This window comes from Streptomyces sp. NPDC007164, from assembly GCF_040634135.1.
Taxonomy (GTDB): Bacteria; Actinomycetota; Actinomycetes; order Streptomycetales; family Streptomycetaceae; genus Streptomyces; species Streptomyces sanglieri.
The window spans coordinates 42,586-68,969 of record NZ_JBEYFB010000036.1 but is presented as its reverse complement, the minus strand read 5'-3'; the positions used below and the strand labels follow the sequence as shown (position 1 = coordinate 68,969).

The 26,384-nt window shown below is 71.4% G+C and carries 22 protein-coding genes; 13 read left to right on the top strand and 9 right to left on the bottom strand.

Annotated features, from left to right (window positions below):
* Positions 1–80 precede the first annotated feature (80 nt).
* From ABZ622_RS31820 to ABZ622_RS31800, 5 genes are all read right to left on the bottom strand, one after another.
* Positions 81–1,751, bottom strand: coding sequence for a multicopper oxidase domain-containing protein (locus ABZ622_RS31820; protein WP_360549114.1), 1,671 nt, complete (start codon positions 1,749–1,751; stop codon positions 81–83).
* Positions 1,752–1,816: 65 nt separating this feature from the next.
* Positions 1,817–1,987: a hypothetical protein gene (locus ABZ622_RS31815; RefSeq protein ID WP_360549112.1), complete on the bottom strand. Its 171-nt coding sequence runs from the start codon at positions 1,985–1,987 to the stop codon at positions 1,817–1,819.
* A 209-nt stretch (positions 1,988–2,196) separates the two neighbouring features.
* Entirely contained in the window at positions 2,197–2,622 is a 426-nt protein-coding gene (locus ABZ622_RS31810; RefSeq protein WP_360549110.1) for a CBS domain-containing protein, read from the bottom strand.
* Between the two features lie 136 nt (positions 2,623–2,758).
* Positions 2,759–3,472, bottom strand: coding sequence for a DUF305 domain-containing protein (locus ABZ622_RS31805; RefSeq protein WP_360549108.1), 714 nt, complete (start codon positions 3,470–3,472; stop codon positions 2,759–2,761).
* Positions 3,469–4,164: a DUF3105 domain-containing protein gene (locus ABZ622_RS31800; RefSeq protein ID WP_360549106.1), complete on the bottom strand. Its 696-nt coding sequence runs from the start codon at positions 4,162–4,164 to the stop codon at positions 3,469–3,471. Before ABZ622_RS31800 ends, ABZ622_RS31805 begins: the two co-directional genes overlap by 4 nt.
* 246 nt (positions 4,165–4,410) lie before the next feature.
* Here ABZ622_RS31800 and glnA point away from each other — a divergent pair, with 246 nt between their 5' ends.
* The 6 genes from glnA (at position 4,411) to ABZ622_RS31770 (ending at position 10,876) form a co-directional block, all read left to right on the top strand.
* Positions 4,411–5,772: a type I glutamate--ammonia ligase gene (glnA, locus tag ABZ622_RS31795; RefSeq protein WP_360549104.1), complete on the top strand. Its 1,362-nt coding sequence runs from the start codon at positions 4,411–4,413 to the stop codon at positions 5,770–5,772.
* Between the two features lie 72 nt (positions 5,773–5,844).
* Positions 5,845–5,979 carry a hypothetical protein gene (locus ABZ622_RS31790; RefSeq protein ID WP_360549102.1) on the top strand — a complete coding sequence of 45 codons (135 nt, stop codon included), beginning with the start codon at positions 5,845–5,847 and terminating at the stop codon, positions 5,977–5,979.
* A gap of 249 nt (positions 5,980–6,228) precedes the next feature.
* Positions 6,229–7,575 carry a discoidin domain-containing protein gene (locus ABZ622_RS31785; protein ID WP_360549100.1) on the top strand — a complete coding sequence of 449 codons (1,347 nt, stop codon included), beginning with the start codon at positions 6,229–6,231 and terminating at the stop codon, positions 7,573–7,575.
* Entirely contained in the window at positions 7,575–8,873 is a 1,299-nt protein-coding gene (locus ABZ622_RS31780) for an MFS transporter (RefSeq protein WP_360549098.1), read from the top strand. Before ABZ622_RS31785 ends, ABZ622_RS31780 begins: the two co-directional genes overlap by 1 nt.
* Positions 8,870–9,895 carry a hypothetical protein gene (locus ABZ622_RS31775; protein ID WP_360549096.1) on the top strand — a complete coding sequence of 342 codons (1,026 nt, stop codon included), beginning with the start codon at positions 8,870–8,872 and terminating at the stop codon, positions 9,893–9,895. Before ABZ622_RS31780 ends, ABZ622_RS31775 begins: the two co-directional genes overlap by 4 nt.
* Positions 9,896–10,066: 171 nt before the next feature.
* Entirely contained in the window at positions 10,067–10,876 is an 810-nt protein-coding gene (locus ABZ622_RS31770; RefSeq protein ID WP_360549094.1) for a putative protein N(5)-glutamine methyltransferase, read from the top strand.
* A gap of 26 nt (positions 10,877–10,902) precedes the next feature.
* Here ABZ622_RS31770 and ABZ622_RS31765 read toward each other — a convergent pair whose 3' ends face one another.
* Positions 10,903–11,421, bottom strand: coding sequence for a pyridoxamine 5'-phosphate oxidase family protein (locus ABZ622_RS31765; RefSeq protein WP_360549092.1), 519 nt, complete (start codon positions 11,419–11,421; stop codon positions 10,903–10,905).
* Between the two features lie 222 nt (positions 11,422–11,643).
* Here ABZ622_RS31765 and ABZ622_RS31760 point away from each other — a divergent pair, with 222 nt between their 5' ends.
* On the top strand, positions 11,644–14,634 hold the full coding sequence (locus ABZ622_RS31760) for a bifunctional [glutamine synthetase] adenylyltransferase/[glutamine synthetase]-adenylyl-L-tyrosine phosphorylase (RefSeq protein WP_360549090.1): 2,991 nt from the start codon (positions 11,644–11,646) through the stop codon (positions 14,632–14,634).
* A 226-nt stretch (positions 14,635–14,860) separates the two neighbouring features.
* On the opposite strand, the gene ABZ622_RS31755 is transcribed toward ABZ622_RS31760, so the two are convergent.
* Positions 14,861–15,475 (bottom strand): TetR/AcrR family transcriptional regulator C-terminal domain-containing protein, encoded by a 615-nt coding sequence (locus ABZ622_RS31755; RefSeq protein WP_360549088.1) that lies wholly within the window; start codon positions 15,473–15,475, stop codon positions 14,861–14,863.
* A gap of 142 nt (positions 15,476–15,617) precedes the next feature.
* On the opposite strand from ABZ622_RS31755, the gene ABZ622_RS31750 reads away from it, so the two are divergent.
* Entirely contained in the window at positions 15,618–17,081 is a 1,464-nt protein-coding gene (locus ABZ622_RS31750) for an APC family permease (protein WP_360549086.1), read from the top strand.
* Between the two features lie 11 nt (positions 17,082–17,092).
* Complete coding sequence (locus ABZ622_RS31745) at positions 17,093–18,691, top strand: amidohydrolase (protein ID WP_360549084.1); 1,599 nt, start codon at positions 17,093–17,095, stop codon at positions 18,689–18,691.
* A 63-nt stretch (positions 18,692–18,754) separates the two neighbouring features.
* On the opposite strand, the gene ABZ622_RS31740 is transcribed toward ABZ622_RS31745, so the two are convergent.
* Both ABZ622_RS31740 and ABZ622_RS31735 read right to left on the bottom strand, forming a co-directional pair.
* Positions 18,755–19,738, bottom strand: coding sequence for a phosphatase PAP2 family protein (locus ABZ622_RS31740; protein ID WP_360549082.1), 984 nt, complete (start codon positions 19,736–19,738; stop codon positions 18,755–18,757).
* Between the two features lie 118 nt (positions 19,739–19,856).
* Positions 19,857–20,894, bottom strand: coding sequence for a LacI family DNA-binding transcriptional regulator (locus tag ABZ622_RS31735; RefSeq protein ID WP_259929689.1), 1,038 nt, complete (start codon positions 20,892–20,894; stop codon positions 19,857–19,859).
* Between the two features lie 357 nt (positions 20,895–21,251).
* On the opposite strand from ABZ622_RS31735, the gene ABZ622_RS31730 reads away from it, so the two are divergent.
* The 4 genes from ABZ622_RS31730 to ABZ622_RS31715 all read left to right on the top strand — a co-directional run bounded on the left by ABZ622_RS31730 (position 21,252) and on the right by ABZ622_RS31715 (position 26,277).
* Positions 21,252–22,526 (top strand): extracellular solute-binding protein, encoded by a 1,275-nt coding sequence (locus ABZ622_RS31730; protein ID WP_360549079.1) that lies wholly within the window; start codon positions 21,252–21,254, stop codon positions 22,524–22,526.
* Between the two features lie 19 nt (positions 22,527–22,545).
* Positions 22,546–23,565, top strand: a complete 1,020-nt coding sequence (locus ABZ622_RS31725; protein WP_360549077.1) for a sugar ABC transporter permease — start codon at positions 22,546–22,548, stop codon at positions 23,563–23,565.
* Complete coding sequence (locus ABZ622_RS31720; protein WP_360549076.1) at positions 23,562–24,443, top strand: carbohydrate ABC transporter permease; 882 nt, start codon at positions 23,562–23,564, stop codon at positions 24,441–24,443. Before ABZ622_RS31725 ends, ABZ622_RS31720 begins: the two co-directional genes overlap by 4 nt.
* A 109-nt stretch (positions 24,444–24,552) precedes the next feature.
* Positions 24,553–26,277 (top strand): glycoside hydrolase family 13 protein, encoded by a 1,725-nt coding sequence (locus tag ABZ622_RS31715; protein ID WP_360549075.1) that lies wholly within the window; start codon positions 24,553–24,555, stop codon positions 26,275–26,277.
* The last annotated feature ends 107 nt before the right edge of the window (positions 26,278–26,384 follow it).

The window sequence follows — 26,384 nt, the reverse complement described above, 5'->3', positions numbered from 1 at the left end:
TGTAATCGTCTGACTGACGCAATGTCCTGGCGGGCCGCGGAATCACGGCCGCGGCCCGCCAGGACAGGCCCGGGGGGAGGTCAGCGGCGGTAGCCGAGGACGGTCATCATGCCCACGTCCGAGTGGTAGATGTTGTGGCAGTGCAGCATCCACAGCCCCGGGTTGTTCGCGTCGAGCTCGACGGCCAGGGAGCTGTTCGGCCGGATGATCGCGGTGTCCTTGCGCGCCCAGTGGGCCGGGCCCCGCTCGGTGGCCTGGTGGCGCCGCCCGGCCGGGCCGACCACGCCGAAGGAGTGCCCGTGCAGATGGATCGGGTGCCACATCTCCGTGGCGTTGTAGAACTCCAGTCTGACCCGCTCGCCCGCCCGCACCGAGTGGCGCTGACGGGGGTTGTACGGAGCGTGGTCGAAGGCCCAGTTGTACGCCCGCATGTTGCCGGTCAGCTTGAACCGGTGGGTCCGGTCGGGCGTGCGCCGGGACAGCTCCATGGCCCCGTCCGGTCTCAGTTGGTGCGCCTCCACCAGCTCGCCGTCCAGCTCCCTGGGCCGTACGGACGCGGCGGGCGCCTCCCCCATCCCGGTGCGGAGCAGGGCCAGCGCCGTGGCGTTCTTGCCCTCCGCGAGCGCGGTCAGCGGGAACACCCCGTCGCCGGCGGTGACCAGCACGTCGTACCGCTCGCCCATGCCCAGCAGCAGGGTGTCCGTCGTCCGGTGCCGGACCGGGTAGCCGTCGGTGTGGGTGATCGTCATCCGGTGGCCGCCGAGCGCCACCCGGAAGGCGGTGTCGCCGCCCGCGTTGATGATGCGCAGCCGGATCCGGTCGCCGGGCTTGGCGGCGAAGGACGTGGGGGCCTTCGGGATGCGGCCGTTGATCAGGTAGTACGGATAGGCGACATCGCCCCCGTGGCTGTCGAGCAGCTCGCTGAACGAGTCCTTCTCCAGCCGGGAGGGCCCGGTGCGGCCCTTGGCGGGCTTGGCGGGCTTGGCGGGGGCGCCGTGCGCCCCGCCGCCGTGGTCCATGCCGCCCCTGCCTCCGCTGAGCTCGTACAGCACCGAGTCCGGCGTCGAACCGTCCACCCCGTCGACCCAGTCGTCCAGGACGACGACCCACTCCTTGTCGTACTTGAGCGGCTCCTTCGGGTCCTCGACGATCAGCGGCGAGTAGAGGCCGTGATCCTGCTGGACGCCGACGTGCGGGTGGAACCAGTGGGTCCCCGGGTGCGGCACGGTGAACCGGTAGGCGAAATCCGCGCCGGGCTTGACGGCTGCCTGGGTCACGTCCGGCACACCGTCCATGTCGTTGCGCACATTGAGGCCGTGCCAGTGCAGAGTCGTTTCCTCGGGCAGGTGGTTGGCGAGGGTGAGATCCAGGGTGTCCCCCGCCGTGACCCGGAGCTCCTTGCCGGGCAGCCGGGCGTCGTACGCCCAGGAGCCGACGGTGATCCCGCCGCCCAGATCGAGCCGGCACGGAGTGGCGACGAGGGAGACCTTCCGTACGGGACCCGAGCCCCGCTTGGCCTCGGCCGCCGCGACCTCCTCGCCGTGGGGGGAGACGTACTCGCCCTCGGACTTCCCGTTGGGGGAGGCCCCGTGGTTCGCGCCGCCGTGGCTGGTGCCACCGGCGTTCGCGCTACCGGTCTTCTTGCCGCCCTGGCCCGTGTCGGATTCGCCGGAGCACGCGGCCAGTACCGCCGAACCGGCAGTGGCGACAGCGGCGCCGAGCACGGCGCGTCGAGTGGGTGGAGTGCGCATGACGGGGGTGCACCTCGGGGTGTTGTCGGTATTTCGGTCTGCTGGGGGAGGGGGAGGCGCCCCTTCTATATGCGCAGTACCGACAACAGGGCCGGTCGGGTCACTTCCGGCCGGGAGTCCTGCCCCGGCGGCGGCGCGTCCCGTGCCGCGACGCCCCTGAGAAGGCGGAGGATCCCGATGAGCAGCGAGACGAACAGCAACAACTGTCCGTATGTCGCACATCTACTCAGGGTCATGTCGAGCACCCTACCCCCGCCGGGTATCCCTTGCGCGCAGAAACGTATCGCCGCAGCTGTACGGGCCCGGCGGGGCGGGCAGCACCATGGCCCGGCACCCCCGGGGCTCCCGTCCGGACCGGGCAGCGGGCCGGTCCGGACGGAAGAGTCCCCGACAGGGGATGCCGGGCCGTGGGCGCCGGGCTGTCGGGCCGGGCCGGTGCGGCGGGTCAGCCGCGGGCGTAGACCTTCTCCGCCCAGCCGGCGATCTGCTCCTCGGTGAGGTGCTGTGCCAGGTCGGCCTCGCTGATCATGCCGATCAGCATCTTGTTCTCGACCACCGGGAGCCGGCGGATCCGATGGGTCTGCATCTCCTCCAGAACCATCTCCACCTCCGCCTCCGCGTCGATCCAGCGAGGGGTGCCCTGGGCGAGGTCGCCCGCCGTCATCTTCGACGGATCGTGGCCCATCGCCACACAGCCGACCACGATGTCGCGGTCCGTGAGGATGCCGATCATCCGGTCCTGCTCGCCGTTGGCCGAGATGGGCAACGCCCCGACCTTGTGGTCGCGCATCAGCTGCGCGGCCCGGTCGAGCGTCTCGTGTGCGGGGATCCACGTGGCCCCGGTGTGCATGATGTCCTTGGCGGTGGTCATGGGGGATTCCTCCTGCGTGCCGATGGGCATGCTGTACGACCCCGAGCGAACCCATCGTCATGGGCCCGTTCGGGGGACGCGACCGCTATCACCCGTTCGGGTGCACCTGCGGCCGGGTCGCGTACCCGGGAATTCCTCAGGACCGGGGTGCGGACCCGCGCGCCGCCAGCAGCCGGGCCATCTCGTCCAGCTCCGACCGCTGGGCCTCGACCATCCCGTGGGCGAGCCGCTTCTCCGCCTTCACCGTGCACAGCCGGGCGCAGCCGCGCGCCATGTCGATGCCGCCCCTGTGGTGTTCGGTCATCAGCCGGAGGTACCGGATCTCGGCCGCCCTGCCGCTCGCCGTCCGGAGCCGGTCCAGCTCGGTCCTGGTGGCCATGCCGGGCATGAGGGAGCCGTCATGGGCCCGGTAGCCGGTCCCCATGCCCGCCATCCCGTCCATGCCCTTCGTCGAGTGCCCCTCGTGCCCGGCCGCCATCCAGCCCATCGGCTCCCCGGCGGCCGTCTTCGGCAGCTCCCACAGATCCAGCCAGCCGAGCAGCATGCCGCGCTGATTGGCCTGGGTGTTGGCGATGTCGTACGCGAGCCGGCGCACCTCCTCGTCCTTCGTGCGGTCACGCACGATGAAGGACATTTCCACCGCCTGCTGGTGGTGGACCGCCATGTCGCGGGCGAAACCGGCGTCCGACGACTCCGCCGCGGGCGTGTGCGGGGCGGCCGCCCGGTCGGCCCCGTCCGCCCCGCCGCGCGCGGCGGCGACCGTCGCCGCCCCCGCGAACAGCAGCGCGAGCGCCACGGCGGAGCCCGCCAGCCACTCGACGCGCCGGCCCCGGCGCTTCTCGGCGGTCACTGCGCCCCCAGCCCGCCCGAGCACGTCGCACCGGGCTCGGGCGTCTGCGGACCCTGCACGAACTTCGAGAAGAACTGGTCGACCCGCCGGTCGTCGGCGCCGTCCACGGTCACCTGGTTCCCCCAGGCGGTCAGCATGATCGTTCCGGCCTGACCCTCGTACGGGCTCATCAGCGAGTACGGCGTCCGGCCGACCCGCGCGGCCAGCTTCGCCACATCGGCGGCCGAGGCCTTGTCCGTGTACGTCACCCATACCGATCCGTGCTCCAGCGCGTGCACGGCGTTCACATCGGGGATCGCCTTCTCGTAGACCTCGCCGTCGCAATTCATCCATACGGGGTTGTGGTCACCGCCCACCGGCGGCTTCATCGGGTAGGCGACGGTCCCGGTGACATGGTTGCGGGTCAGCTTCTTCGCGTCCCAGGTCCGCAGCCCCTCGATCGGCCCGTCGGCGGGGGCCTGCTGCCCGTCCGAGGGTGCCTCGTCGTCCGAGGGCGCCTTGCCGTCCGCCACCGGGGCGGTCTGCTTCTGCTCGGACGCCTCGGACTTGGTCAGCACCGTGTACGAGCCGAACCCGACCAGCCCCACGACCACGAGCACGCTCAGGCTTATGGCCAGGGCACGGTCGCGGCGCTGCCGGGCGCGGTGGACGTCGTGCTGCTGCGCCATGGGGGTCCTGGGGTCGAAACTCATGTCGTCAGGTCCTTCTGGGAAGGGGCGGGGACGGACGGGCCGGAGGCCGGGGAAACCGGCGTGCGCGGGGCCGTCACGAAGGCGTGCCACCCCTTGCGCGCCATGGGCGCCGATCGTAGTGGGTGGCAGGGTGCTCGCTCTCACGTCGTGTGCGTAATCTGGGTGAAATCCCGGGTCGTGATACTGGAGCTTCCCCCCTACCCCGGGTGGTGGTGCACGGACCGTCTGAACTGCAAGGATGTGGCTATGGACAAGCAGCAGGAATTCGTCCTCAGGACGCTTGAGGAGCGCGACATCCGCTTCGTACGGCTGTGGTTCACCGATGTCCTGGGCTACCTCAAATCCGTCGCGGTCGCCCCGGCGGAACTGGAGCAGGCGTTCGACGAGGGCATCGGCTTCGACGGCTCGGCCATCGAGGGCTTCGCCCGGGTGTACGAGTCCGACATGATCGCCAAGCCGGACCCGGGCACGTTCCAGATCCTGCCGTGGCGGGCGGAGGCCCCCGGCACGGCCCGGATGTTCTGCGACATCCTGATGCCCGACGGCTCGCCCTCCTTCGCCGACCCGCGCTACGTCCTCAAGCGGATCCTCGCCAAGACCTCCGACCTGGGCTTCACCTTCTACACCCACCCGGAGATCGAGTTCTTCCTGCTGAAGGACAAGCCGGTCGACGGCAGCCGCCCCACCCCCGCCGACAGCTCCGGCTACTTCGACCACACCCCGCAGAACGTCGGCATGGACTTCCGCCGCCAGGCGATCACCATGCTCGAATCCATGGGCATCTCGGTCGAGTTCAGCCACCACGAGGGCGCCCCCGGCCAGCAGGAGATCGACCTGCGGTACGCGGACGCGCTCTCCACCGCCGACAACATCATGACCTTCCGCCTGGTGATGAAGCAGGTCGCGCTGGAGCAGGGCGTGCAGGCGACGTTCATGCCGAAGCCGTTCTCCGAGTACCCCGGCTCGGGCATGCACACCCACCTCTCGCTCTTCGAGGGCGACCGCAACGCCTTCTACGAGTCGGGCGCCGAGTACCAACTCTCCAAGGTCGGCCGCTCCTTCATCGCCGGCCTGCTCACCCACGCCGCCGAGATCTCCGCCGTCACCAACCAGTGGGTCAACTCCTACAAGCGCATCTGGGGCGGCTCCTCCCGCGCCGCGGGCGCCGGCGGCGAGGCCCCCTCGTACATCTGCTGGGGCCACAACAACCGCTCCGCGCTCATCCGCGTCCCGATGTACAAGCCCGGCAAGACCGGCTCCGCCCGGGTGGAGGTCCGCTCCATCGACTCCGGCGCCAACCCCTACCTGACGTACGCGGTGCTCCTCGCCGCGGGCCTCAAGGGCATAGAGGAGGGCTACGAACTCCCGGCCGGCGCCGACGACGACGTCTGGGCGCTGTCCGACGCGGAGCGCCGCGCGATGGGCATCGAGCCGCTGCCGCAGAACCTGGGCGAGGCGATCGCGCTGATGGAGAAGAGCGAACTGGTCGCCGAGACGCTCGGCGAACACGTCTTCGACTTCTTCCTGCGCAACAAGAAGCAGGAGTGGGAGGAGTACCGCTCCGAGGTCACCGCCTTCGAGCTGAAGAACCTGCTGCCGGTGCTGTGACCGCGACGCGGTGACATCCGGGCCGGAGGCGGTGCGCCTCCGGCCCGGATTGCGTTCGGGTTGAATACCCGCATGCGAAAGAGCGACGACCCCGCGAGAACCGGTGCCCGGCTGACCACGTCCGGCTGTCTGGCCGGCCTGCTGGTCGCACTCGCGATCCCGCTGTGGATCGTCGGCGCGCTCCTGTTCGACGTCCTCTCCCGCTGAGAAGCCGCGCGCCCGGCGTCGAACAGCTCGTGGAACGAAGCCAGTTGGGGGACTGGTAGGAAAGTTTCCTGTTCGCTAGCATTCCCGGCGGTGGCCCGGCGCGGTGCCCCGCTCCCTCGGCATGACGCGCTCAGTGAGAGCTCTGGCCCGGCCACCACGACCCCGCCCCCTGCCCGCACCCCGGACAGGATGCGGGGCCACGCACGGATGCCCAGCTCTCGCCACCCCCACAAGGCCAGGAGTCCAGGGATGCACCCGAACGGCTCAGCTCTGCTTCTCACGCCCACGCGGCGCCGTACGGTGGGCGTGGTCATCGCCGCCGTACTCGCCCTCGTGGGCGGGCTGTTGCTCGCCTACCCCGACCGGGCCGGCGCCGCCGCCGACCCCCTCATCTCGGGCGGCAAGTCCGCCACCTCCTCCTCCGACGAAAGCTCCGACCTCGGACCGCAGAACGCCTTCGACGGCGACCCGGCCACCCGCTGGGCCAGCGTCGAGGGCAAGGACCCCCAGTGGCTGAGCGTCGACCTCGGCGCCACCGCCGACGTCACGCGGGTGAAGCTGAGCTGGGAGGACGCGTACGCCAAGGCGTACCGGATCGAGATCTCCGCCGACGGCACCACCTGGACCCGGCTCGCCGACGAGGCGGCCGGCGACGGCGGCACCGACGACTGGCCCGCCCTCACCGGGAAGGGCCGCTACCTGCGCGTGTACGGCACCGCACGCGCCGCCGCCTACGGCTACTCGCTGTACGAGTTCGAGGCGTACGGCACGCTCGGCGGCCAGCCGCCGCAGACCGGCGCCTTCACGGTGGTCGCCGCCGGTGACATCGCCGCCCAGTGCACCGCGTCCGACAGCGACTGCGCCCACCCCAAGACCGCGGCGCTGGCCAAGAAGATCGACCCGAAGTTCTATCTGACGATGGGCGACAGCCAGTACGACGACGCCCGGATCTCCGACTTCCGCAACTACTACGACAAGACCTGGGGCGCCTTCAAGGCCAAGACGCGTCCGGTGCCGGGCAACCACGAGACGTACGACCCGGCCGGCGAACTGGCCGGCTACAAGGCCTACTTCGGGGACATCGCCTACCCCCAGGGCAAGACCTACTACAGCTACGACGAGGGCAACTGGCACTTCATCGCCCTCGACTCCAACTCCTTCGACAAGAGCGCCCAGATCGACTGGCTCAAGGCCGACCTCGCCAAGAACAGCAAGGCGTGCATCGCCGCCTACTGGCACCACCCGCTGTACTCCTCGGGCGGACACGGCAACGACCCGGTCAGCAGGCCCGTCTGGAAGATCCTGTACGGGGCCAAGGCCGACCTGGTGCTCAACGGGCACGACCACCACTACGAGCGGTTCGCCCCGCAGAACCCCGACGGCAAGGCCGTCGCCGACGGGATCACCGAGATCGTCGGCGGGATGGGCGGCGCCGAGCCCTACCCCATCGAGGAGGTCCAGCCCAACAGCCAGAAGCGGATCAGCGGTGAATACGGCGTCCTGAAGATGGACTTCACCGACTCCGGCTACAGCTGGAACTACATCGGCACCGACAACAAGACCAAGGACACCAGCCCGAAGTACACCTGCCACTGATGTACCTGGCGACCACGGGCCGCCGCGACACACCGGTCCGCCCCCGCTCCGGCGGGGCGGGCCGGCGTGTCCCCGGCACCGTCCTGGCACTCGGCACGGTCAGCCTCGTCACCGACATCTCCTCCGAGATGGTCACCGCGGTGCTGCCGCTCTACCTGGTCCTCGGACTGGGTCTCTCACCCCTCCAATTCGGCTTCCTGGACGGCCTGTTCAACGGCGTGGCCGCCGTCGTACGGCTGCTCGGCGGGTACGCCGCCGACCGCGGCCGCGGACACAAACGGGTCGCCGGCCTCGGCTACGCCCTCTCCGCCCTCTCCCGGCTCGGCCTGCTCCTCGCGGTCGGCGCCACCGCAGGGATCGCGGCCGCCCTCGCCACCGACCGGGTCGGCAAGGGCATCCGCACCGCACCCCGCGACGCGCTGATCACCCTGAGCAGCCCGCCCGAGACGCTCGGCCGGTCCTTCGGCGTGCACCGGGCGATGGACACCACGGGCGCCCTGCTCGGCCCGCTCGCCGCGTTCGCCCTGCTCTGGGCGACCGCCGACGCCTACGACGCGGTGTTCGTCGTCAGCTTCTGCGTCGGCCTGCTCGGGGTACTGCTCCTCGTCCTGTACGTCCCCGGGCAGCAACCGGCCCCGCCCGTGCGCCCGGAGCCCCGCGGACGCAAGCCGTTCGAGGCGCTCCGCGATCCCGCCTTCCGGCGGATCCTGGCCGCCGCCTCCCTGCTCGGTGCGGCCACCATCGGCGACGCCTTCGTCTACCTCCTGCTCCAGGACCGGCTCGGCCTCCCCGTCAGCTGGTTCCCGCTGCTGCCGCTCGGCGCGGCGGCCTGCTACCTGCTGCTGGCGATCCCGGCGGGCCGGATCGCGGACCGGGTCGGCCGACGGCTGCCCTTCCTGTACGGGCACCTCGCCCTGCTCGGCGTGTACGCCACGCTCCTCGCCCCGCTCGGCGGCCCCGCCCTGCTCCTCCTCGTGCCCGTCCTCGTACTGCTCGGGGTCTTCTACGCCACCACCGACGGGGTGCTCATGGCCCTCGCCGGACCCGTGCTGCCCGCCGACGGCCGGGCGGGCGGACTCGCCGTACTCCAGACCGGACAGGCACTGGCCCGGCTGCTCGCCGCGGCGGGCTTCGGTGCCGCCTGGACCCTGTGGGGGCCGGGCCCCGCACTGTGGGCGGCGCTCTCCGCCCTGCTCGCCGCCCTCGCCGGCGGCTGGGCGCTGCTGCCGCGCGACCCCTCCGGCACCCCGGCCCCCGGACAGCCGCAAGCCCAGCTCCCCGAAAGGCGGACCGCATGAGTGCCAGGTTCCCGAAACCCGCGACCCCGCTGGGCCCCCGGGCCAGGATCGCCGTCGTGGTGGCCGCGGTGCTGCTCCTCGCGGGCGGCTCCGTCGGGTACGTGATGCACGCCGAGCAGCGGACGAAGGGGCAACGGACCGAGGCCGACGCCTCGTTCGCCCTCGGCGGGCCCGCGCTGTACTTCCGGGACACGGCCGGCGGGCGCGTCGCCCACCAGCCGCTCACCGCCGCCCGGACCGGCGGCCCCCGCACCCGCGGCGGCCCCGCCTGCGACCGGTTCTACGCCTCCGGCGAAGGCGCGCTCTGCCTGCGCGCCAAGCCCGGGGTGCTGCCGAAGACATACGCGATCGTCCTCGACCGGCGGCTGCGCGAGAAGCGCCGGATCACCGTGCCGGGCGTGCCCACCCGCGCCCGGGTCTCGGCCTCCGGGCGGATGCTGTCCTGGACGGTGTTCGCGACCGGCGACTCGTACGCCACCACATCCTTCTCCACCCGCACCGCCATCCTCGACCTGCGCACCGGCTACCTCATCAAGTCCATGGAGAACATCCAGCTCACCATCGACGGCGCCCGCTACCACGCCCCCGACGTCAACTACTGGGGCGTGACCTTCGCCCGCGACGACAACCGCTTCTACGCGACCGTCTCCACCAAGGGCCGCACCTACCTCGTCGAGGGGAACATGCGGGACTGGACGGCGAAGGCACTGCGGCAGAACGTCGAATGCCCCTCCCTGTCGCCGGACAACACCCGGCTCGCCTTCAAGAAGAAGGTCTCCGACGACGCGGCCGCGCCCTGGCGGCTGTACGTCCTGGACCTGCGGACCATGCGGGAGACCCCGCTCGCCGAGGAACACGGCGTCGACGACCAGGCGGCCTGGCTGGACGACGGCACGCTCGCCTACGCCCTGCCGGGCGGGGGCGGCCGGGGAAGCGACATCTGGACCGTCCCGGCGGACGGTACGGGGACACCCCGCGTGGCCGTGAAGGGCGGGTCGTCACCGGTCGCGGTGACGGGCTGAACGATGTTCTCCCGGCAGGTGTAATGTGACGCATCCCCACACGGGGGCCGACCGAGGAGGTGAGACCCATTACCGCTGTATCAGGCTGGGTGCTCAGCTCTCGCGAACGCGTGGTCGACCCGACATAGTCGACCGCGGAGCGCCCATCGGCTTTCCCGAAAGGCTCCGCACATGTCGGTCACCGCTTCACCGCTCACCCTCGCCACCATCGTCCCCGAGCTCCGCGCCGCCGGCTGCGTATTCGCCGAGGACGAGGCGGAACTGATCCTCGCCACCGCCGCCGGCCCCGCCGAGACCGCCGCCATGGTCGAACGGCGGGTCGCCGGACTTCCCCTGGAACACGTCCTGGGCTGGGCCGAGTTCGGCGGCCTGCGGATCGCCGTCGGCCCCGGCGTCTTCGTACCCCGCCGCCGCACCGAGTTCCTGGTCGGGCAGGCCGCCGCGCTCGCCGGCCCCGGCGCGGTCGTCGTCGACCTGTGCTGCGGCTCCGGAGCCCTCGGCGCCGCGCTCGCCGCGACGCTGGGCCGGTCCGAACTCCACGCCGCGGACGTCGAACCGGCGGCCGTGCGGTACGCCCGCCGCAACATCGGCGACGCGGGCCAGGTGTACGAGGGCGACCTCTTCGAGCCGCTGCCCGCCTCGCTGCGCGGCCGGGTGGAGATCCTGCTCGCCAATGTGCCGTACGTACCCACGGACGATGTCGAACTGCTCCCCCCGGAGGCCCGGATCCACGAACCACGGGTGGCGCTGGACGGCGGCGCGGACGGCCTCGACGTGCTGCGCCGGGTCACCGCCGAGGCCCCGCGGTGGCTGGCACCGGGCGGGCATCTGCTGGTCGAGACGAGCCAACGGCAGGCGGCACGGGCCGAGGAGACCGTCGTCCGCAGCGGCCTGATCCCGCGCGTGGTCACCTCCGACGAGCTGTACGCGACCGTCGTCATCGCCACCAGGCCCGGCCCGGCACCCCGTCCGGGCGGCTGAGGGCCGTCCGGACGGGGCGCCGCCGGTCAGCTGAACCGCCACCGGGTCTGGCTGAAGTGGGCGCCCCTGCCGAAACCGAAGGCCTTGCGGGGGCATACCTGGAACACCAGTGCCGCATGGCCGGCGTTCACGAAGGCGCCGTCCCTGACGTCGAAGTGCCACTGCGGGCCGTACTTCGCCTCCCAGGCCGCGGCCAGCCGGTTCAGCGACGCCTCGTCCGTCACCCGCTCGGCCCGGCCCTCGATCACCACATCGAGCCCCTTCGACATGGTGTTGTCCCCGGTTCCGGTCGTCAGCACCACTTCCGGGCCGGCGGCCAGGTTCTGGGCCTTGCGCTCCTCGGCGCCGGTGGCGAAATGCAGCGCGCCGTCCGCCCACACCCCGATCAGCGGAGTGACGTGCGGGCGGCCGTCGGGACGGACGGTGGACAGCCAGTACACCTCCGCCCCGGTCAGCAGCTCCCTCGCCACCGACCACGGGCAGGCCGTCGCGCCCGGCTCGCTGTAGTCGGGATCCAGCTCGGCGAACGGTTCGAATCCTGGCATGTGGGCCTCCCGGTCCGGTCGTGGAATTGATCGTGCCTGCGAAGTGAGGACCGCGCACGCGCTCCGAAATCACCGGGACACGCCCTCCGAAATCATCGGGACACGCCCTCCGGATTCCTCGGAGAGGGGCCGCAGGGCCTCGCCGGCCCACTCCCCATCGCCGGGGGAGGCCGTAAGCTCGGAGCGCTGGATTGTGTGTGACGGCGAGCGGGAGAGCACGGAATGACGACGGTGCCGGGGCGCAGGAGCAGCACGTTCACCCGACTGCTGCGGCATGGCTTCACGGACCCCTCGGCCGCCGAGCGGCTCCTCGATCTGCCCGATCTGTCCTCCGTACGCTCCGACCCGGTGCTCCTCGAAGCCCTCGGCGCCACCGCCGACCCGGATCTGGCCCTGCGCGGGCTGGTCCGGCTGGCGGAGGCCGAGGAGGCGGACGAGCGGCAGATCCTGCTGGACACCCTCGTCACCGCCAAACCGCTGCGGGACCGGCTGCTCGGGGTGCTCGGCGCCTCCGAGGCGCTCGGCGACCACCTCGCCCGCCACCCCCGCGACTGGCAGGCCCTGGTCACCTACGAGGCCGCCGATCTCCACCCCGGCGTGGCCGAGTTCGAGCAGGGGCTCGCCGGGGCCGACGACCCGGACTCGCTGCGCGTCGCCTACCGGCGGTGCCTGCTGGCCATAGCGGCCCGTGACGTGTGCGGTACGACGGACGTCGCCGAGGCCGCCGCCGAACTGGCCGACCTGGCCACCGCGACCCTGCGGGCGGCGCTCGCCATCGCCCGTACGGCGACGCCCGCCGACGCCGCCCGCTGCCGGCTGGCCGTCATCGCGATGGGCAAGTGCGGCGGGCACGAGCTGAACTACGTCTCCGACGTCGATGTCATCTTCGTCGCGGAACCGGTCGACGGCCACGAGGAGAGCGAGGCCGTGCAGGCCGCCACGAGGCTGGCCGCGCACATGATGCGGATCTGCTCCGACACGACCGTCGAGGGAACCATCTGGCCGGTCGACGCCAACCTCCGCCCCGAGGGCCGCAACGGCCCCCTCGTACGGACCCTCTCCTCACACCTCGCGTACTACCAGCGCTGGGCCAAGACCTGGGAGTTCCAGGCGCTGCTCAAGGCCCGGCCGGTGGCCGGCGACCCCGAACTCGGCGCGGAGTACGTCGAGGCCGTCTCGCCGCTCGTGTGGCAGGCCGCGGACCGCGAGAACTTCGTCCCCGACGTGCAGAAGATGCGCCGCCGCGTCGTCGACAACATCCCCGCCGACCGCGTCGACCGCGAGATCAAGCTCGGCCCCGGCGGCCTGCGGGACGTCGAATTCGCCGTACAGCTCCTCCAGTTGGTGCACGGCCGCAGCGACACCACCCTGCGCAGCGGCACCACGCTGGAGGCGCTGCGGGCGCTCGCCGAGGGCGGCTACGTGGGCCGGGTGGACGCCGCGCAACTGGACGACGCCTACCGTTTCCTGCGCGCCTTGGAGCACCGCATCCAGCTCTACCGGCTGCGCCGCACCCACCTCGTCCCGGAGGACGCGCCGGACCTGCGACGGATCGGCCGCTCCCTCGGGATGCGCACCGACCCGATCACCGAACTCAACCAGGCGTGGAAGCGGCACGCCTCCGTGGTGCGGCGGCTGCACGAGAAGCTGTTCTACCGGCCACTGCTCGACGCCGTCGCCCAGCTCGCGCCCGGCGAGTCCCGGCTCAGCGCGAAGGCGGCCGCGCACCGGCTCGAAGCGCTCGGCTACGCCGATCCGGCCGCCGCGCTCCGGCACCTGGAGGCGCTGTCGTCCGGGGTGTCGCGCAAGGCCGCCATCCAGCGCACCCTGCTGCCGGTGCTGCTCGGCTGGTTCGCGGACTCCGCCGACCCGGACGCCGGGCTGCTCGGCTTCCGCAAGGTGTCCGACGCCCTCGGCAAGACCCCCTGGTACCTGCGGCTGCTGCGGGACGAGGGCGCGGCGGCGGAGAACCTCGCCCGGGTGCTGTCGGCCGGCCGGCTCGCCCCCGACCTGCTGCTGCGGGCCCCGGAGGCGGTGGCGCTGCTCGGCGACCCGCAGGGGCTGCGGCCGCGCACCCGGGAGAACCTGGAGCAGGAGGTGCTGGCCGCGGTGGGGCGGGCGGACAACGCCGAGACCGCGGTCGCGGTGGTGCGCGGGGTGCGGCGGCGCGAGCTGTTCCGGACCACGGCCGCCGACCTCATCGGCTCGTACGGCACGGAGGACCGGCCCGCCGAGGAGGACCCGGGGGCGCTGGTCGACCGGGTCGGCAACGCGGTCACCGATCTGAACGCCGTCACGATCGCGGGCGCCCTGCGCGCCGCCGTGCGCGAACAGTGGGGGGACACCCTCCCCACCCGCTTCGCGGTCATCGGCGTGGGCCGCTTCGGCGGCCACGAGCTGGGTTACGGCTCCGACGCCGATGTGCTGTTCGTCCACGCGCCGCGCGAGGGCGTCGACGAGCAGGAGGCCGGCCGGGCCGCGAACGCGGTGGTCGCCGAGATGCGCCGGCTGCTCCAACTACCCACCGCCGACCCGCCGTTGATCATCGACGCGGACCTGCGGCCGGAGGGCAAGAGCGGGCCGCTGGTGCGTTCGCTGGCGTCGTACGAGGCGTACTACCGGCGCTGGTCGCTGGTCTGGGAGAGCCAGGCGCTGCTGCGCGCCGAAACGGTCGCGGGCGATGCGGAACTGGGCCGCGACTTCATCGAGTTGATCGATCCGCTGCGCTATCCCATGGAGGGCCTGGGGGAGGACGCGGTCCGTGAGATCCGGCGCCTGAAGGCCCGGATGGAGTCCGAGCGGCTGCCGCGCGGCGCGGATCCGACGCTCCATACCAAGCTGGGGCGCGGCGGGCTGAGCGATGTCGAGTGGACCGTCCAGCTGATGCAGATGCAGCACGGCTGGGCGGAGCCGGGGCTGCGCACCACCCGCACCCGCGAGGCGCTGGCGGCGGCCTGCGCGGCGGAGCTGATCTCCGGCGAGGACGCGCAGACGCTGGACGAGGCATGGGTGCTGGCGACCCGGGTGCGCAACGCGGTGATGCTGGTACGCGGCCGGCCGGGCGACACCTTCCCGTCGGGTCCACGTGAACTCACTGCGGTCGGGCGGTACTTGGGGTACGAACCGGGGCACGTCGGGGACATGCTCGACGACTACCGGCGGATCACCCGGCGGGCGCGGGCGGTGATGGAGGAGCGTTTCTACGGGGCGTGAGCCGGGCCGCGACCGGAACTGAGGGCGCTTCCCCGGACGTGTCCCGGGCGGAGCTGCTTCCCTGGATGTGTCCCGGGCCGGGGTCGCTTTCCCGGACGTGCCGCGACCCGGGCCGGGGCCGTTTCCCCGGCGCACCGTGACCCGGGCCGGGCCGTTCCCCTGGCGGAGCGACGCGCCTCGCGACGTGCCCCCGCGACGCGCCCCCCGACGCACCCCGCGGGGCGCGCTACTCCTCCTTCGCGTCCAGCAGCGCGCGGCAGTGCCCGATGAACGCGCCCAGCGCCAGTTCGAACGCCGCGTCCGCCCGGCCCGTGCCCACCGCGGCCAGCGCCTCGGCGAGGCGCGGCGTCGTGGTGTCGTCCGGCAGCTCCCACATCGTCTCCGGGGCCGCCAGGTCCAGCGCCGACCCCAGGACCAGGTTCTCCAGCGCGGTGATCACCGTCATCACCTCGGCCATCGCGAAGCCGACGCCAAGCAGCAGCCGGACCGCCCGCTCGTAGTGCTCCAGGACCTTCGGGGCGCGCACCGGTGTGGTCATCAGCAGCGGGATCGCGCGCGGGTGGGCGGCGAACGCGGCACGGTAGGAGCGGGCCCACGCCGTCATGGCCGCGTCCCAGGGCTCCACGTCGAAGGCCGCGGAGTCGATCGCGGCGCACACCCGTTCCCGGACTAGCTCGACGACGCCGCCCCTTCCGTCCACGTGGTGATAGACCGAACCGGTCTGCACCCCGAGCCGCCGGGCCAGCTGCGGGACGCTCAACTCGCCTTTCTCGTCGATGAGTTCGAGCGCGGTGGTGGTGATGCGCTCCCGGTCCAGCAGCGGTGTGCGCGGCCGTCCCATGCCTGTTTCTCCTGACGTGCGTCCGCCGGGAGGTCTTCCCGGATGGCCATGGCTGAGGCTACATTGCGCAAACCGAAAGCCTTTAGGTTTCTGGTCGCCGGTCCCTGCCCCCCCGCCAGTCGCAGAAGGGCTCCCCTTTCGCATGGATGCACCAACCCTCAGAAAAGGCACCCTCGGCACCGCCGACATCGCCTTCTTCGTCATCTCGGCCGCCGCCCCGCTCACGGTGATGGCCGGAGTCGCCCCCATCGCCATCATGCTCGGCGGCATCGGGGCCCCCGTCGGCTATCTGCTGGCCGGCGTGACCCTCGCGATCTTCGCCATCGGGTTCACCACCATGAGCCGCCACGTCCGCAGCGGCGGCGCGTTCTACGCGTACATCACCCGGGGCCTCGGCCGCCCCGTCGGCATCGCCGCCGCCCTGATCGCGATGCTCGGCTACAACGGCATGGAGATCGGTGTCTACGGGCTGCTCGGCTCCACCACCGCCGACACCGTCCAGGCCCTGTGGGGCATCGACATCCCCTGGCTGCCGGTCTCCCTCGCCGGGCTGCTGCTCATCTGGTACGGCGGCTTCCGCTCCATCGACTTCGGCGCCAAGATCCTCGGGGTGCTGCTCGTCGCCGAGACCGGCATCCTCGTACTGCTCGCCGGCGGGGTGCTGCTGGACGGCGGGGCCGACGGGATCTCGCTCGCCTCGTTCACTCCCGGCAATGTCCTCGTACCCGGCACGGCGGCCGTGCTGGCCTGCGCGTTCGCCGCCTTCACCGGCTTCGAGTCCACGGTGATCTACCGGCGCGAGGCGCGGAACCCGGACCGGACCGTCCCCCGCGCCACCTATATCGCCGTCGCGTTCCTCGGGCTCTTCTACGCGTTCGTCGTCTGGACCGTCATCCGGGCGTTCGGCGACGCGAACGTCGTCGAGGCCGCGGCCACCGACCCGGGCGGGCTGTTCTTCTCCGCCATCACCCACTACGTCGGCTCCTGGGCCGCGGACCTGATGCACATCCTGATCGTCACCAGCGTCCTCGCCTCGCTGCTCGCCTTCCACAACGCCATCAACCGGTACGGGCTCGCACTCTCCGAGGAAGGGGTGCTGCCCGAGGCGCTCGGCCGCATCCACCCCCGCCACCGTTCCCCCTACGTGGCCGGACTCGCCCAGGTCGCGCTCGGAGCGGTGATCGTCATCGCCTTCGCGGCGGCCGGCGCCGACCCGTACGCGCAGCTGCTGCTCTGGGTCAACACTCCTGGAATGCTCGGCCTGATGCTGCTCCAGCTGCTCGCCGCGATCGCCGTACCGTGCTTCTTCCGCCGGTTCGAGCACGGCGAGGGCCGGTTCCGTACCGTCGTCGCCCCGGTCGTCGCCGCCGTGCTGCTGGCGGCCGCGATCTTCCTGGTCACGGACCACGTCGACCTGTTCTCCGGCGCCTCGACCGGGGTGAACACCGTGCTCGTCTCGCTGGTGCCCGCGGTCTTCCTGATCGGACTGGCGCTCGCGTACCGGCTCAAGCGTGACAAGCCCGAGGTGTACGCCCGGTTCGCCGCCGAGCCGTCGCCCCCGGACCCCGTGACCGCCCCCGCCGCTCCCTCCTCCACCACCGTCTAAGGAGTTCCACCGTGTCCGCAGCCGACCTCCTCCTCACCGGAGCCCGCGTCCGCACCCTCGACCCGGCCCGGCCGGAAGCCACCGCCGTGGCGGTCAAGGACGGGGAGATCACCGCCGTCGGCGACGAGGCCGGGCTGCGCGAGTGGCGCGGCAGCGGCACCGAGCACATCGACCTGTCCGGGGCCACCCTCACGCCCGGCCTGGTCGACGCGCACAGCCACCCCGTCTGGGGCCTGGAGATGGCCACCGGCACCGACCTCACCGCCGTCCGTGACCTCGACCAGCTGCGTGCCGCCCTGGCCGGGGCCGAACGGACCGAGGACTGGATCGTCGCCTGGGGCCTGGACCACAACGCCTTCGGCGGCCGCCCCGTCGACCGGGCACTGATCGAGGACGCCATCGGTGGTGCCCCCGCCTTCATCCGGCTCTACGACGGGCACTCCGCCCTGGCCACCGGGGCGGCCCTGGAACGCGCCGGGATCACCGGCCCGCGCACCTTCGTCCAGCGCTCCACCGTCGTCTGCGACCCCGACGGCCGCCCCACCGGCCACCTGATCGAGCACGCCGCGATGGCCCTGGTCGGGGAACGGCTGCCCAGGCCCTCGTACGCGGAGCGCCGTGCCCGCCTCGTGGAGCTGCTCTCCGGCATGGCCGCCACCGGACTCACCGGGGCCCATGTGATGGACCTCGCCGACGGTTCGGTGCCGGGGCTGCTGGCCGCCGTGGAGGAGGAGACCGACCTGCCGGTACGGCTGCGGCTGGCCCCCTGGTGCATGCCGGGCGCCGACGAGGAGGCCCTGGAGGAGCTGGTACGGCTGCAGAGCGAGGCGGGCCGGCTCTGGCGGGTCGGCGGCGTCAAGTTCTTCATGGACGGCACCGTCGAGGGCGGCACCGCCTGGCTGGAGCACGCCGACTGCCACGGGGAGGGCACCGAGGCGTTCTGGCCGGACCCGGCGGCGTACACCGCCGCCGTCCACCACCTGCACCGCGCCGGGGTGCGCACCGCCACCCACGCCATCGGGGACGCCGCCGTCCGGCATGTGCTGGACACGGTCGAGGCGCTGGGGGAGAGCGGCCGGCTCCGCCACCGCGTCGAGCACATCGAGACCGTGCCCAGCGGCCTGGCCGCCCGGTTCGCCGAACTGGGGGTGATCGCCTCGATGCAGCCCACCCACACCGCGTACACCCGGGCCGACCACAGCGACGAGTGGTCGAAGCGGCTGGGCGAGGAGCGGGCCGGCCGGGCCTGGCGCTGCCGGGACCTGCGCGACGCCGGGGCGTACCTGGCACTGGGCTCGGACTGGCCGATCGCCCACTACGACGTACGGCAGGTGCTGGCCACGGCCCGGCTGCGGCGGCTGCCCGGGGCGTACGACACCGAGCCGGTCACCGCCGAGCAGGCGCTGACCGGGCTGATGGCGCTGGAGGGCTGCACCTCGCACGCGGCGGTCGCCGCCGGGGAGCAGCGGGCCGCGGGCCGGATCGCGGTGGGGTACCGGGCCGATCTGACGGCGTTCGGGGTGGATCCGGTGGACGCACCTGCGGACGAGCTGGGCGAGGCGCCGGTGCGGCTCACGGTGTGCGGGGGGCGGGTCACGCACCGGGGCTGAGGCGGCGGGCGGGCCGGTCCTCAGCGACGGCCCGCCGCGCCCGCAGCCGGGCGCACCAGGTCCTCAGCGACGGCCCGCCGCCGCGCCCGCCGTCGCGCGCCGGGCCCGGACCGGCGCGCCCGCGGACAGCCCCGCCAGCCGGGCCCTGCCGCGCGGCGGCGGCACCCGCCTGGGCAGATGGTGCGGCAGCGAGCCGTACCAGGCGTACGAGACGGCGTAACCGAAGGCCAGGCACGCCATACCGCCCAGCGCGTCCAGCCAGAAGTGGTTGGCGGTCGACACGATGACGACCAGGGTGACCGTCGGGTAGAGCAGGGCCAGGACGCGCGCCCAGGGCGCGGAGGTCAGCGCGAAGACGGTCAGGCCGCACCAGAGCGACCAGCCGATGTGTATCGACGGCATCGCCGCGTACTGGTTCGACATGTTCTTGAAGTTGCCCGAGGCCATCGAACCCCAGGTGTGGTGGACCAGCACGGTGTCGATGAAGTGGCCGCCGTTCATCAGCCGGGGCGGCGCCAGCGGATACAGGTAGTAGCCGAGCAGCGCCACACCCGTGGTCGCGAACAGGGTCAGCCGGGCCGCCGCGTATCGGCCGGGGTGACGGCGGAACAGCCACACCAGTACACAGACCGTGACGACGAAGTGCAGCGTCGCGTAGTAGTAGTTCATCGAGACGATCAGCCATGTCACGGAATTCACCGCGTGGTTGACGGTCTGTTCCACGGAGATGCCCAGGTACCTCTCGGCCGACCAGATTCGGTCGGCGTTGCGCAGCGCCTCGGTCCGCTGTTCCGGGACGGCGTTGCGGACCAGCGAGTACACCCAGTAACTGGCCGCGACGAGCAGGATTTCGAACCAGATGCGCGGCCGGCGCGGGAAGCGCAGCGAACGCAGTGCGGCGAGCGGGAAACGTGGGCCCGCCGGGCCGCCGTCACGCCGCTGTCCGGTGCTCCGCTTCGCGTTCGCCGCAGGGGCCGCCTCGTCCACGATGGGTGACGGGGTGGCCTCCGACCGGCCTTCCTTCGATGTCACTCTCAATTCACCCATAGGCACAGAGTCTGCCAGAAAATGCCCTTCCGCCCGATCATCCTCCGGCCGGGGCCGGGCCGCACATCCGTGGGTGCCGGAACTGCGCGAAGGGGGCGGGTGTGGGAACCTTGAGCGGTCAGGCGGTGGCGGCCGGAGCGGGCCCGGGGCCGGCTGCCGTTGAACCGCGAACGACCAGTTCGGGCATGAAGACGAACTCGCTGTGCGGAGCGGGCGTGCCGCCGATCTCTTCGAGCAGCGTGCGTACGGCGGCCTGGCCCATCGCCGTCACCGGCTGACGGATCGTGGTCAGCGGCGGATCGGTGAACGCTATGAGCGGCGAGTCGTCGTAACCGACCACCGACAGATCGCGCGGCACCCGCATCGACAGCCGCCGGGCGGCCCGGATCGCGCCGAGCGCCATCATGTCGCTCGCGCACACCACCGCCGTGCAGCCCCGCTCCATCAGCGCCGAGGCCGCGGCCTGGCCACCCTCAAGAGTGAACAGCGAATGCTGGATCAGCTCCTCCACCGCCTCCGGCGCGAGGCCCAACTGGTCCCGCATGGTGGCGTGGAAGCCCTCGATCTTGCGCAGCACCGGCACGAACCGCTTCGGGCCGACCGCCAGACCGATCCGCTGATGACCCAGTGACACCAGGTGTGTCACCGCGAGCCGCATCGCGGCCCGGTCGTCCGGCGAGATGAACGGCGCCTGGACCTTGGGCGAGAAGCCGTTGACCAGGACGAACGGAACACCCTTGGCGCGCAGTTGCTCATAGCGCTGCATGTCGGCCGAGGTGTCGGCGTGCAGCCCGGAGACGAAGATGATGCCCGAGACGCCGCGGTCGACCAGCATCTCGGTCAACTCGTCCTCGGTGGAGCCGCCGGGGCTCTGGGTGGCGAGCACCGGCGTGTACCCCTGCCGCGTCAGCGCCTGGCCGATGACCTGGGCCAGGGCGGGGAAGATGGGGTTCTCCAGCTCGGGCGTGATCAGGCCGACCAGTCCCGCGCTGCGCCTGCGCAGCCGTACGGGCCGTTCGTAGCCGAGGACGTCGAGCGCGGCGAGAACGGATTCACGGGTGGCCGCAGCAACACCGGGCTTGCCGTTCAGTACACGGCTGACCGTCGCTTCGCTGACCCCCGCCTGAGTTGCGATATCGGCAAGCCGTGCGGTCATGGAAGTGGACTGTACCGGGCGTATGTCGGATTGCCCACCATGGGCATGAATCGGACGACTGCCTCCGCGCGCCGGTTCACGGGGGTTTACCGGCAACGTCTTGCAAGGTCTTGCGAGCCGGTTCCGTCGGCTCCGGTCGGATCGTCGCACCGCACCCTCGTGGGCTGTGGCCTGCCACTGTCAGGGCGTGACGTCCTGCGTCAAGGGTCTTGACGGCAACCGTGAGGACACGCGAATGTAACGATCGTCGGCGCTTGCAGAAATCTTCCGCAAACTCTTTCGGCGTTCTTTCATCCTTGTTACGTTCTCGTCGACCCGGCGCCGCGACGGAGCGGTACGGCAGTTGAAGGAGTTCAGATGCGACGTGGCATAACGGCCACCGCCCTGGTCGCGGCCCTGGCCCTCGCGGCGACCGCCTGCGGCAGCGACGACGAGTCCGGCGGCACGGGCAAGAGCTCGGGCGAGCTCTCCGGCACGGTGACGTGGTGGGACACCTCCACCGCGGGCAGCGAGGACAAGGTCTTCAAGAAGATCGCCGAGGACTTCGAGAAGAAGCACCCGAAGGTCGACGTCAAGTACGTCAACGTGCCGTTCGGCGACGCACAGAACAAGTTCAAGAACGCGGCGCAGTCCGGCTCCGACGCCCCCGACGTCATCCGCTCCGAGGTCGCCTGGACCCCCGAGTTCGCCGACCTCGGCTACCTGGCGCCGCTCGACGGCACCGCCGCGCTGAAGGACTCGGACGACTTCCTCAAGCAGGCCGCCGCGTCCACCAAGTACAAGGACAAGACGTACGCGGTGCCGCAGGTCATCGACTCCATGGGCATCTTCTACAACAAGAAGATCTTCAAGGAGGCCGGCGTCGAGGTCCCCAAGACCGTCGACGAGCTGAAGACCGTCTCCAAGAAGATCAAGGACAAGACCGGCAAGACCGGCATGTACCTGCGCGGCGACGACGCGTACTGGTTCCTCTCCTTCCTGTACGGCGAGGGCGGCGACATGGTCGACGCCTCCACCAAGTCCGTCACCATCGACAACCCCGCGGGCGTCAAGGCGATGAAGGTCGTCAAGGACCTCGTCGACTCCGGGGCGGCCAAGACCGATGCCACGGACGGCTGGGAGAACATGCAGGCGTCCTTCAAGGACGGCAAGGTCGCCATGATGATCAACGGCCCGTGGGCCGTCGCCGACACCTACGCCGGCAAGGAGTTCAAGGACAAGGCCAACCTGGGTATCGCCCCGGTCCCGGCCGGCTCCGCCGCGCAGGGCGCCCCGCAGGGCGGCCACAACCTGGCCGTCTACGCGGGCTCCAAGAACCTCGACGCCTCCTACGCCTTCGTCGACTACATGACGTCGGCCGAGACCCAGGCCAAGGTCACCAAGGAGCTGAGCCTCCTGCCGACCCGCACCTCCGCCTACGCCCGGCAGGACGTCGTCGACAACGAGATCGTCGGCTTCTTCAAGCCCGTCGTCGAGACCGCCGTCGAGCGCCCCTGGATCCCCGAGACCGGCAGCCTCTTCGCCCCGCTCGTCACCGAGTACACCAAGGTCCTGACCGGCCAGACCACGCCCGAGAAGGCCACCAAGACGACCGGCGACTCCTACCGCAAGCTCCTCAAGGGCTGGAAGTAACAGGAAGGCAGGCCGGCTGATGGCTGTCCACACCGGCCAGTCGGTGGCGAAGGCCGCGGGCGACGACATCGTCGCCCGCGGCCGGAGCCGCGGCACTGGCACACCCACACCGCCGGGCAGGCTCCGGCGGGCCCTGTCGACCCACTGGTACGCCTGGACCATGGTCGCCCCGGTCGTCGTCGTGATCGGCGTGATCATCGGATACCCGCTGGTCCGCGGCATCTACCTGTCGATGACCGACGCCAACGAGCGCAACGTCGCGCGGTCCATCGGGGTCAACCACCTGCCCGCCACGTACGAGTTCGTGGGTCTGGACAACTACACCGAGGCACTCACCGGCGAACAGTTCCTCGGCACGCTCGGCTGGACCCTGGTGTGGACGGTCTCCTGCGTGACCATCACCTTCTGCCTCGGCATGGCCCTCGCCAACATTCTCAACCGCCGGATCGCCGGCCGCTCCGCGTACCGGATGGCGCTGATCCTGCCCTGGGCCATCCCCGGCTTCGTCTCCGTCTTCGCCTGGCGCTTCCTCTACAACGAGGACCGCGGGCTGCTCAACAAGATCCTCTCCGGCGGCGGGATCGACGGCATCCCGTGGCTGAACGACCCCACCTGGGCGAAGTTCTCCGTCATCGCCGTCAACGTCTGGCTCGGCGTGCCGTTCATGATGGTCGCCCTGCTCGGCGGACTGCAGTCGATCCCCAGTGAGCACTACGAGGCCGCCGAGATGGACGGCGCCACCGCCTGGCAGCGGTTCCGCCACATCACGCTGCCCGGACTGCGGCCGGTCTCCACCACGGTGATCCTGCTCTCCACCATCTGGACCTTCAACATGTTCCCGGTGATCTACCTGCTGACCCGCGGCGGACCCGGCGAGGCCACCCAGATCCTGGTCACCCAGGCGTACAAGTTCTCCTTCGAGATCAGCCCGCGCGACTTCGCGCAGTCCTCCACCTGGGGCGTACTGATCCTCGTACTCCTGCTGATCTTCGCCGCCGTCTACCGGCGAGTCCTGCGCACCCAGGGAGACGACTGGTGACCACCACCGCACCCACCCCCGCCGCGCGCCACTCCGCGCCCAAGGTCCGGCAGCGCGGGGAGCGTTCGCCGCTGGCCTCCGCCGGCCTGCACCTGACGCTCGTCGTCGCGTCCGTGATCGCCGTCTTCCCCGTGCTGTGGGTCCTGCTCACCTCGCTGAAGCCCGCCGCGTTCGCGACCACCACGGACTTCTTCAAAGAGACCACGTTCGAGAACTACACGAACCTGATCCAGAACACGAAGTTCCTCACCTGGTTCGGCAACTCCCTGCTCATCGCGGGACTCACCACGCTCCTCGGCGTCATCGTCTCCGCCTCCACCGGCTACGCCGTCAGCCGCTTCCGCTTCCCCGGCAAGCGCGGGCTGATGTGGACGCTGCTGGTCACCCAGATGTTCCCGGTCGCCGTCCTCATCGTGCCGATCTACAACATCATGGCGAGCATGGGGCTGCTGAACCAGCCCGCCGGTCTCGTCATCACCTACCTCACCATCTCGGTGCCGTTCTGCGCCTGGATGATGAAGGGCTTCTTCGACACCATCCCGCGCGAGATCGACGAGTCCGGGCAGGTCGACGGCCTCACCCCGTTCGGCACGTTCTGGCGGCTGATCCTGCCGCTCGCCAAGCCCGGCCTCGCCGTCACCGCGTTCTACTCCTTCATCACCGCGTGGGGCGAAGTGGCGTACGCCTCCGCCTTCATGGTCGGCGAGGACAACCTCACCCTCGCCGGCGGACTCCAGCTCTTCGTCAACCAGTACGGAGCCCAGTGGGGTCCGATGACCGCCGCGTCCGTGCTCATCGCGATACCCGCGGCCCTGGTCTTCCTGTTCGCGCAGAAGCACCTCGTGACCGGCATGTCCGCCGGAGCCGTCAAGGGCTGAGGCGCGGAGGCCACGACCGCAGCACGACCCGCACGCATCAGTCACGGCGGCCGCCGGAATCCCGACCCGGCTCCGGAGCCGCTACCCACCCAGACACCCCAGGGATGACATGACCCAGCACCTCGCTGCCCCCTCCACCGGCACGTCCGGCGCCGCTGCGGCCCACCAGACCGGCTGGTGGCAGGATGCGGTGATCTACCAGGTCTATCCGCGGAGCTTCGCCGACGGCAACGGCGACGGCATGGGCGATCTCGCAGGCGTACGCGACAGACTCCCGTACCTCAAGAGCCTCGGCGTCGACGCGGTCTGGCTCAGCCCCTTCTACGCCTCCCCGCAGGCCGACGCGGGCTACGACGTCGCCGACTACCGTGCCATCGACCCGATGTTCGGCACCCTGCTGGACGCCGACGGGCTGATCCGGGACGCCCACGACCTGGGCCTGCGGATTATCGTGGACCTGGTGCCCAACCACTCCTCGGACCGGCACGAGTGGTTCAGGCGCGCCCTCGCCGAGGGCCCCGGCTCCGCGCTGCGCGAGCGCTACCACTTCCGTCCCGGCAAGGGCGCGGACGGCGAACTGCCGCCCAACGACTGGGAGTCCGTCTTCGGAGGCCCCGCCTGGACCCGCACCACCGACCCGGACGGCACCCCGGGCGACTGGTACCTCCACCTCTTCGCGCCCGAGCAGCCCGACTTCAACTGGGAACACCCGGCCGTCGCCGACGAGTTCCGCTCGATCCTGCGCTACTGGCTCGACATGGGCGTCGACGGCTTCCGGGTCGACGTCGCCCACGGCCTCGTCAAGGCCGCCGGCCTGCCCGACCTCGGCAGCCACGACCAGCTCAAGCTGCTCGGCAACGACGTCATGCCGTTCTTCGACCAGGACGGGGTGCACGAGATCTACCGCTCCTGGCGCACCATCCTCGACGAGTACCCCGATACGATGGGGCCCGAAGGGCCTTCGTCAGAGGGGCGGCGGGCGACGGGCGGGCGGATCGCCGTCGCCGAGGCCTGGACCCCCACCGTCGAGCGCACCGCCAACTACGTGCGCCCCGACGAGATGCACCAGGCGTTCAACTTCCAGTACCTGTCCACCTCCTGGGACGCCGCCGAGCTCCGCAAGGTCATCGACACCTCGCTCGACGCGATGCGCCCGGTCGGCGCCCCCGCCACCTGGGTGCTCTCCAACCACGACGTGACCCGGCACACCACCCGGTTCGCCAACCCGCCCGGCCTCGGCACCCAGATCCGCACCGCCGGCGACCGCGAGCTGGGCCTGCGCCGGGGCCGCGCCGCCACCCTGCTGATGCTGGCCCTGCCCGGCTCCGCCTACGTCTACCAGGGCGAGGAGCTCGGCCTGCCCGACGTCACCGACCTGCCCGACGAGGTCCGCCAGGACCCGTCGTTCTTCCGCGCCGAGGGCCAGGACGGGTTCCGCGACGGCTGCCGGGTGCCGATCCCGTGGACCCGCGAGGGCGGCTCGTACGGATTCGGCGACGGCGGCAGCTGGCTGCCGCAGCCCACGGGCTGGGGCGAGCTGTCCGTGGAGGCGCAGACCGGCGTGGCGGACTCCACCCTGGAGCTGTACCGGGCCGCGATCGCCGCCCGCCGGGCACACCCGGGGCTCGGCGCCGGAAGCTCGGTGGAGTGGCTCCAGGCCCCCGAGGGGCTGCTGATCTTCGCCCGCCCCGGCTTCGTCTGCACCGTCAACACGACGGGCCGTCCGGTCCGCATCCCCGTGCGCGGCACCGTCCTGCTGTCCAGCGGCCCGGTCGTCACCGACGGCGCCGAGATCGAACTGCCCGCGGACACCACGGTGTGGTGGACGGTGTGACGGTTCCCCTGCCCAGGGCCTCTCTTCCGGATCAGGCCGGATCAGGGAGCGAGGGCCGGTGCGTGCAACTGCAAGGCGGAGGAGGGAGCCAGCGCGGGGCGTTGGTG